Raw genomic sequence first — 9,156 nt, 5'->3', positions numbered from 1 at the left:
CCTGCACGGGTCTAGCGCCTTTTTCGTATTCGCTTATAAAAAGGTTAAGCTTTAAGACAGTTAATCGCTTGCTCTAGTTGTGAACGGGGGCAGCCGAAGTTAATGCGTACAAATTGTTTATCTCCAAAATCAATACCGGGTGATGGCCCAACACCTTTTTCTTCAAAATACGCTTGGGGGTTTTCCACGCCTAAGCCGCTAGCGTCGATCCAAGCGAGGAAGGTCGCTTGGGGGGCAATAACGCGTAACCCTTCGATTTGGTTGATTTGCTCCACTAAGTAATCACGATTAGCGCGTAAGTAATCTAACTGGGCAGCCAACCAATCATCACACTGAGTAAACGCCGCTTCTGTTGCAGCTAAGCCCATTACGTTCACCCAAGGTACTAACCCTTGCCCTGCTTGAGTAAAACGCTGACGCACTTTCGCATCAGGAATAATCGCAAATGACGTGCCCAAACCGGCTACGTTAAAGGTTTTACTGGCTGCCATTAGCGTGACTGAATTATTTTCTGCACTGGCGAGTTTACCCGCAGGGATATGTGTAGCTTCTTTATCAAGAATCAGATCACAGTGAATTTCATCAGAACAGAGCATCACATTATTCGCTGCGCACATGTCTGCCACCCGAGTAAGTTGCGCCTCGTCTAACACACTACCCACTGGGTTCATTGGGTTGCACAAAATAAATAAGGTGCATTTTGGATCTTTAGCGTGCTGCTCTAGCACGTCAAAATCAAGCATCCACTTGCCATCCACTTCCACAGTGGGTACATCAGCACGCGCCAACCCATTCAGTTTTGGGGCCGCCAACATAGGCGGGTAATTTGGTGTTTGCACAATAACCTTGTCGCCGGGCTGGCAGAAAGCTTGGCACGCCATGTTAAAGCCAGGCACGACCCCTGGGGTCCAAACCAGCCACTGTGGCTCAATTTTCCAATCATATTGTTTGGCCATCCAATCAACCACAGCTTGAATTGCGCCTGTTGCGTGATTAGGCAAGGTGTAGCCGAGTAATCCATGTTCAGCACGAGCTTTTAAAGCATCAAGAATAGGCTCTGCACAGCGAAACTCTGTGTCGGCAATCCACATAGGGAGAATATCTCGGCCTTTGTAGCGTTCCCATTTGTAAGCATTAGAGGGGGTTCTATCAATAATTTTGTCAAACTGCATAATTCAATACATCTCTTTTTAGGCTGGACTAATTTTCTCAAGTAGTGTTGATAGCTTCTGAGTGAGCTCATCGGAACTGAAAGGCTTGGCGATGAAATCCGAGACACCAAGGCGTTTGGCGCCCATCACTAAATCCCGGGTAGGCATTGCCGTTACCATCAAAAAAGGACAATCTTCCAATTTTACACGCAAGGTTTCTAGAATTTTAATACCACTGACACTGGGCATTTGCCAGTCACAAATCACCAAATTGATACGTTGTGCATCTTCAGTCAACAAAAAAGCATGGGCCTTAATACTGCTTGAGAAAACAAGTATTTCACCACTGACCAATTCATCCACAATGTGCTCAAGCAATGTTAGGGTAATATCATCATCATCAATTATCATTACATTTACATCGTGCACATTTTCTCCTTAAAATTTACCACAATTGAAACCAAGGCGAGGTGCTTAGCTTACTAAAATAAACCCAATTGAGCACTGGTTATCTCAGTAAAAGATAGCCCGATAAAGGGCAAAATACTCTCAGCAATAGGTCGTATTTGCTTATCAATATAATGCTCGTAATCTAGCGCACTGTTTTGATACTCAATAGGCTGCGCGCCATTTAAGGTAATCACATAAGCAATTTGCCCTTTATGTTGATAGCGCAGGGGTTTGCCCAATTGCTGATTCTGTTCGTCCGCTAGGCGCGCTGCCTTAACGTGGGGTGGGACGTTTTTGGTATATTGCACCAGCGGACGCCTGATCCTCTTGCGATATACCAGTTGTTCATCCAACTCCCCATTTCGTGTTTGCTCTACGACGTGCAGCACATAGTCTTTCACATCTTGATCCGCAAAGACCCGCTCGTATAACGCCAGCTGGAACGACTTTGCCATAGGCGTCCAATCTGAGCGTACCGACTCTAATCCTTTGAAAATTAGCTCGTCAGGGCCTTCCGTTTGCCTTTTTAAACCGGCATAACGTTTCTTGCTACCCAGCTCAGAACCACGAATTGTCGGCATAAGAAAGCGCTCAAACTGGGTTTCAAATTCAATTTCAAGATAACTCTGTAATTGGTGTTGTTCGGTGATGGACTGGGTCCAACGCTGATTAATTTCACCCTGCAATTTCTGCCCGATGTCATGCCCTTCATCAGCGCCGATAGCATCACCCAGCCAAACGAAAATGGAATCGGTATCGCCATAAATTACCTTGTAGCCCATGCTTTCAACCCAAGTGGCGGTAGTTTGCATGATTTCATGACCGCGCAACGTAATTGAACTGGCCAATCGTGTGTCGTAAAAAGGGCAGCCGCCCGAGCCAAGCACCCCATAAAACGAATTCATTAGTATCTTAATCGCTTGAGAGCGCGCCGCATCTTGATCGCGTTTGGCAGTATCCCTTTGTTGCCATAAAGAGGTGATGATATCTGGCAAGAAATGCTGCTCTCGGGAGAAAACAGCATTTTTAAAGCCTTGTATGCCGGTCTCCGGATGCCGCAGGCCTTCTACCAGACCAAGGGGATCTATCTTAAAGGTACGGATGATTGACGGATACAAACTCTTAAAATCGAGCACGAGCACATTGCGATAAAGACCCGGCTGTGAGGTCATTACGTATCCACCTGGGCTGGCTAACCCACCGTCAATAGGGCGGTTTGGCGATACGTATCCTGCGCGATGCAGTTTCGGTAAATACAGATTGACAAAAGCAGCCACTGAGCCGCCTACACGGTTTAACTCAAGGCCTGTTAACTGACTGCGCAATGTCAAAAAGTCCAACATTTTTGTATGCTCAAAAATCTCGAGCACGAGTTGGCAGTCTTGCAGATTATATTCAGCTAGTTTGACTTTGTTGTGTAAAAAATCGTATTTAATTTTAGCGAGTCTGTCATCAACATCATCCGTGAGTTTGCCTTTACCCAACAGCGTTTGAGCTACAAACTCCAAGCTGAAACTGCTAAATTGATACGTTGCAGTTTTAAGCGCATCGATACCGTCTATCACCACTCGGCCAGGCATGCTGATATAACCTTGATTCACTTCATTTAGCGCATCTCGCCAGTAAACGGCTTCGCCACCTCGGCCTAACGTAAGCTTCAGATTATACAATTGGGCGCGCTCGATAAGCAGCCGGAAATCAAAATTAACCACATTCCAACCAATGATAATATCTGGATCAATATGGTTAACCTCAGAAATAAAAGACCGTATTAGCGCCTCTTCATTATTAACCCATTGCAACCACTCCGGGCTTTTTTCGGCTTCACCAATCATAAACACTGTTTGGTAGTTACTCTGCGCCAGGCCGATTGAATACAGCTCCCCTTTTTCACTGCACTCAATATCAATTGACAGCACTGAAAAAGTCGGGGTGTACTGGGCAGGTTTTAAGTGGCTTTGGGTATAGGTGACATAAGGCGATGTTCCTTGCTGAACACCGCTGATATCGGCGCTTGCATAGATAAAGCGCTCCATTAAATATCTGTCAGCTAAGCGTATATCGGCTTCGTAAAACGTCACCTCATGCACTCTTAAACGCTCTTTGGCAGCATAAGCTTGCTTCGTTCTAGCAAAGTAAATCGCACTGACTAACTGTTGGTCAAACCGCTTTAATGGCAATGCCTTTAGGGTAAAGCGGAGCTCACTTGAGGTCAAAATATCAGATACTTTCTGTGTATCTTGCTGACTGATAAAGAAAACCGACTGCTGTGCTTCAGTGGTGACTTTAATTGGCCCATTGTCGCTCAATAACCAAAATTCAAGACAGGTTTTTGCGCCAATATCGCGCTGATCCGAGGTAAGAATAAATCCTCGATTAGTATTTCCCATCATCGATTGGTGAACCTACTTACGAATTAACTGGCGTGCTCTGCGGATGGATCACGACCTGATCGCGTCCTAGGGTTTTGGCCTGATAGAGTGCGGTATCGGCATCGGCCATTAATTGCATGCTCTCGCGGCCATCGGTATTGAATGTCAAACCAATTGAAGCACTGATGGATAGATCTTTGATATCAACCACATTATTCACCATAGATATTTTATGGCGTAAACCGTCTAGTGCATTATACCCATCTTGCAAATTGGTGTGCGGTAAAATGACCAGAAATTCTTCGCCGCCAATGCGCCCAATAATATCGGACTGCCGTAGGTTTGTGCGGCATGTATCACTGAATTCAATTAACACACGATCACCCACTGCATGGCCATAGCTGTCGTTGATCTTCTTAAAAAAATCTAAATCGATAATCGCCACACATAAATCATACTTGTAGCGGTTCGCTGCATTTACTTGTCGATCAAGCTGCTCGATAATGTGACGCCTGTTGTACAAGCCGGTCAGATCATCTGTGATCGCAAGTTTTGTAAGGGCCTTACTTTGCGCCTTGACCCGATAAACCATCACAGCTAATAAACAACACACTAGCAACAGAATACCCAGAAACGCCCACAAATAAAGATTGCGCTGCTCTTGAGAATTAAGTGCAAAACGCTGTAAACGATTTTGATGCTCTAGTATCTTGTTCTCCTGTTCTGAGGCGCGCACGCGATAAATGGCCCGCAAGCGATGAAGTTGTTCAGAGTTTCTCGTCGCATGATATTCACTACTCAACGTTAGGGCTTGCTGCATGTGTGCGTAAGCCACGGCTAGATCTCCCTGGGCTGCTGCCAATTCAGCTTCAAGTTGCTCTATCTCTATGGTGTCGCTAGGCATGGTGGTAGGGTTCAAGAATTCCTTCGCGCGATCGCGATGTCGCTCGGCTTTATCGAGTTCCCCCGTGGCTAAGGCCACTTCAAACAAACTTTTTGAAATCTGAAAATCTATCGGTCTATTTTCGCTGTCAGCAAAGATTTCTGCCGCTCTTTTCAAACGCTTTTCAGCTAATGCATAGTCTTGTTTCTTTATACTGATTTTTGCTAACTGCTTGAGCGCATATCCAACCCCTTGGGAGTCATCCAACGAACGAGCAATATCCGCGGATTCAATAAGTTGTGTTTCGCCTAAATCAATATTACCTGCGCGAAAGTTAGCTGAGCCTAGACCAAACAATACAATGCTTAAATTCAGTGGTTCGTTATTTTTACGTGCGTGGGCAACAGCTTCAGCGTAATAGGGGATCGCCAGTTTATAATCACCACGGTTCTCGTACATAACCCCAATCATACCGGCAATATTAGCCTTGGAAATTTTGCCGGTATATTGGGTAGACAAACTATAGGCTTCTAAGAAGTTCTCTGCTGCACCGCTGTACTCGTTCAACGATGTAAATAACAAGCCCCGAACGTATAAAGCGAGTATGTATGTTTCTTCGTTGTGATTATCTTGTGCCCACGCCACCGCTTTATTGACAGCCAACAACGCATCAATGGGCACACCCGCCATTTCTATCGCCGTCGCTTCGATTAATTTCAAGTTATGGTACAACCAAGGTTCTGATTCTTCAGTGATAAAACTCAAACCTTTTTGCGCACTCTCAATTGCTTTTTGCGGATAAGTTAACGCGTAGTAGGTATCACTTAAAATGGCATAGTACTCAGCTTTAACCACATTACTTGCGTCGCGTTGCGGCGCTGAGTTTATTAACTCTGTCAAGACTTGTTGAGGCTCAGTGGTTAGCCTTGACGTGAGGAATTGATATTCATCTGAAAAGCTATACACCACAGCTTGGGCAGCAAAAACGTTTGCCACACCCGAAAAAATCAACACAATACAAATCCATATAACTTTGATCAATCGCTATCCTCTGTAACCCGAGCACCCAGAAATATCAGCTCAAAATAGCATATAAATTGTCCAAAAGACTAGGTACAAACATAATTAGGCAGACCCGATTTGGACAAATAAGTTCGTAGAATTGTGAGTGATTACTTTCGCTTGAATTAGCTAGTGCTAAATCCCCTGTTTAAAGCTCGTTTGGTAAACATATGTTTTGTTTACTAAGAGGGAAATGATTTCATTCGGCCGTTGAAGAAAAGCCACAACGACTAACTCCACGTCACTTGAGCAGTTAACCTCGGATGTGCAACCCTTATTTAAACTTTAGCTGAGTCATCATTTATTAACGCGGAAGGGTATAAAAACAGATAAAAAAATAGCCCCAAAAGGGGCCATTTTTTAAGGAGCAAGTAGCGCTACTTGCTTACCATGTTGAAATCGGTACCTCTGCTCACCTAAGTATCATGATGACAGTGATAAGAATTAAATGCGGTCGTTAAGCACACTCATAATAGGTGAACCGTTCAAACCATTTTCAGATGCCCAAGCGATAACGGTTTTGCCGTCTTGCTCAGGGGTAGACAATTCACTCTTAGGCATTTTCTTTACCAATAGCGTGCCTGCTTCAACTGCATCGCTCAGCATGGCGGTGCGAATTAAGCTGTTGCCACCGCAAGAAATACCTGAGTAATAATCTTGCAATTTCAAACGATAGTCAGACTGTACACGCTTCATTTTTTTACGAAGCTCACCTTTGTCGTCCGCTTTTACTATGGTACAAATATTTTGTAATGCTTCTGCTACGTCTGCTTGTGCTGCACCCGACATAAATAATGAAGTGGCGGCGATAGCGATAGAAGTTTTAACTATTTTCAACATGGTCAATTCCTCGGTTAGTTCAATGGGTTATTTCGTTTCGTTGAGGCAATTAAACCCCAATCCCGCCGGCGGTAAAATCTATAAGGCGATACTTAGGTATGCCACCTAATACCTTATAATTGGTCATATTTCGTTTTCTACCTATTTAGACTTGGGTAATTTAAAAAATCGCAAATGCAAAGGTTTTCCTTAGCAGGTAAGTTTATATTTATTGAAGGTGAATATGAGTGTGTAATGGCGGAACAAAAACTGAAAAAACAAGACTCGGGAATACAAGAGCTAAGAGAAAAAGAAAAAATTCGCTGGGGTGTATTAGGCGCAGGACGCATTGCCCATACATTCTGCAATGACATACAGCATTCGCAATTTGCCGAGCTAAGCGCCATTGCATCTCGCACTCTTGAAGATGCACAGAACTTTGCAAAAATTTATAACGTACCTAATGCGCTGCAGGGCTACCAAGCCTTGTATCAACACTCAAACGTAGATGCCATCTACATTGCCACACCACATAATTTTCATTTTGAGCAAGCAAGCGCAGCGCTTAATGCCGGCAAACATGTGCTGTGTGAAAAACCAATAACCGTTACACCTGAACAATGCCAACAGTTAATTGATATCGCACAGCACAACGACTGCTTTCTTATGGAAGGCATGTGGAGCTATTTTTTGCCCGCTATTATCAAGGCAAAAGAATGGGTAGATATGGGGCGCATTGGCAAAATCGTTCACATCAAAGCCGATTTTGGTTACCCGGTAAAGTACGTTGAAGGGGATCGCATGTATAACCCAGAGCTTGCTGGGGGCTGCCTGTTGGATATGGGAATTTATACCTTAGCCATAGCGCAGATGTTTACCCGCCAGCCTTTTAACCGTCAGCAGTCCGAGCACAGCATTTATAGCCACAGACGGGCTAAAACCGGTGTAGAGGATGACTTAACAGTTGTCACGCAATATCCTGACGTTACCACTACATTAGCCTGCTCCTTCAGAGCAAGATTACAAAATTCAGCGCACATCATAGGTGAAAATGGTTACATCGAAATACCTGACTTTTGGCGTGCAGACCGTTGTAGCTTATTTCAACTAGATGAAAAGATAGATGATTTTCACCACAAAAGAGCTGGGTTTGGTTTCGAGTTTGAAATAGACGCTGCCAGTAAAAGTATTCTGGCTGGTGAAAAAGAAGCCAAATTAATGCCCTTATCCACCAGCTTAGTTTTGCAGCATCAAATGCACACTATTCTGCAGGGGATCGCCATACGATAAGCCGTTATTTTTTGCGCGCTTGCTTCTCTTTACTGCGGCGTCGAACGCGCTCGATACGGTGTTCTTTCTGGGCCTTTTTATCACGCGTCAGCGAGCCGGTTTTAAAGCGCTCTTTACGCAAGGCTTTTTCTTCGGCTTTCTTTGCTTCAGCAGCGGCCATTTCAGCCTCTTCCTTCACAATCATTTCAGGGGTTTCAAGACTAATGCGACCTAACTTGCCTGAGCGAAATTCGTTAACCAAGACTTCGCATATCTTATGCAAATTCACTCGCCCGCCTGCACGCAATGCACCGCGCTGGGCTGCAGCCATTTCGAGAAACTCTATTTCCGTATCCGGAATATGCTCAAGCTTGTAGCGCTCTTTAAGTAAATCTGGGTAGGCCTTTATTAAATAATCTGCTGCAAAAAAGCCCACGTCATCATATTCCATCGCAGTATCTTTAATTGCACCGGTTGTGGCTAAACGATAGCTACTTTGCGGGTTTTCAACCTTAGGCCATAAAATACCTGGCGTATCGAAAAGAATAATCCCGCTGCCGAGGTTGATCCTTTGTTGAGCTTTTGTCACCGCCGGCTCATTCCCCGTTTTGGCTATGATACGCTCTGCCAGTATATTGATAAGGGTAGACTTGCCCACATTCGGAATACCGCAAATCATGGTATTAATGGTCTTAATGCTGGCGTCTTTTTCGGGTAACATTTTGCGGCACAAATCGATGATCTGCTTCATTTTCTGCGGTTGTTCTGTGGTGGTAGTGAATGTTTTCACCCCGCGTTCTTGTTCAAGATGCGCTTGCCACATTGCGGTTACGTCTGGGTCAGCTAAATCAGATTTACTTAATACCTTAATGCAGGGCGTATCACCGCGAATGGCTGCAATGGCGGGATTTTCACTGGAATAAGGAATTCGCGCATCAAGCACTTCTATCAGTAAATCTACTTGTGGCAATAACTCTTTTATTTCCTTCTGGGCTTTGTGCATGTGCCCAGGATACCAATGAATCGACATATAACCCTGCTCTCTCGCGTGTTCAAAGAATGCATTGTACGTTAACCGAGGCAGCAAAGGTATGCAGTAGCGCCCGTGTTAAAAAATAAACCTTTACGCCAGCCCGCAGAAGGATATATC

The 9,156-nt window shown here is 44.6% G+C and carries 7 protein-coding genes; 1 reads left to right on the top strand and 6 read right to left on the bottom strand.

Annotation, left to right across the window (positions count from 1 at the left end):
* Positions 1-44: 44 nt before the first annotated feature.
* The 5 genes from GMES_RS03005 to GMES_RS02985 form a co-directional block, all read right to left on the bottom strand.
* On the bottom strand, positions 45-1,172 hold the full coding sequence (locus tag GMES_RS03005) for a MalY/PatB family protein (RefSeq protein WP_006991094.1): 1,128 nt from the start codon (positions 1,170-1,172) through the stop codon (positions 45-47).
* An 18-nt stretch (positions 1,173-1,190) separates the two neighbouring features.
* Complete coding sequence (locus GMES_RS03000) at positions 1,191-1,580, bottom strand: response regulator (RefSeq protein WP_006991093.1); 390 nt, start codon at positions 1,578-1,580, stop codon at positions 1,191-1,193.
* Positions 1,581-1,633: 53 nt separating this feature from the next.
* Positions 1,634-3,991, bottom strand: coding sequence for a DNA polymerase II (locus GMES_RS02995; protein WP_039986384.1), 2,358 nt, complete (start codon positions 3,989-3,991; stop codon positions 1,634-1,636).
* A 19-nt stretch (positions 3,992-4,010) separates the two neighbouring features.
* Positions 4,011-5,897, bottom strand: coding sequence for a GGDEF domain-containing protein (locus tag GMES_RS02990; RefSeq protein WP_226990236.1), 1,887 nt, complete (start codon positions 5,895-5,897; stop codon positions 4,011-4,013).
* A gap of 465 nt (positions 5,898-6,362) precedes the next feature.
* Positions 6,363-6,758, bottom strand: a complete 396-nt coding sequence (locus tag GMES_RS02985; protein ID WP_006991090.1) for a DUF3718 domain-containing protein — start codon at positions 6,756-6,758, stop codon at positions 6,363-6,365.
* A 234-nt stretch (positions 6,759-6,992) separates the two neighbouring features.
* Here GMES_RS02985 and GMES_RS02980 point away from each other — a divergent pair, with 234 nt between their 5' ends.
* Complete coding sequence (locus GMES_RS02980; RefSeq protein WP_006991089.1) at positions 6,993-8,027, top strand: Gfo/Idh/MocA family protein; 1,035 nt, start codon at positions 6,993-6,995, stop codon at positions 8,025-8,027.
* 4 nt (positions 8,028-8,031) lie between these two features.
* Here GMES_RS02980 and ylqF read toward each other — a convergent pair whose 3' ends face one another.
* The gene (gene ylqF / locus GMES_RS02975; RefSeq protein ID WP_006991088.1) at positions 8,032-9,036 is read right to left on the bottom strand and encodes a ribosome biogenesis GTPase YlqF; all 1,005 of its coding nucleotides are present in this window, start codon (positions 9,034-9,036) and stop codon (positions 8,032-8,034) included.
* Positions 9,037-9,156 lie beyond the last annotated feature (120 nt).

The organism is Paraglaciecola mesophila KMM 241 (genome assembly GCF_000315015.1).
Taxonomy (GTDB): Bacteria; Pseudomonadota; Gammaproteobacteria; order Enterobacterales; family Alteromonadaceae; genus Paraglaciecola; species Paraglaciecola mesophila.
The sequence above is the reverse complement of the archived record's forward strand: the minus strand, read 5'-3'. Positions and strand labels throughout refer to the sequence as shown.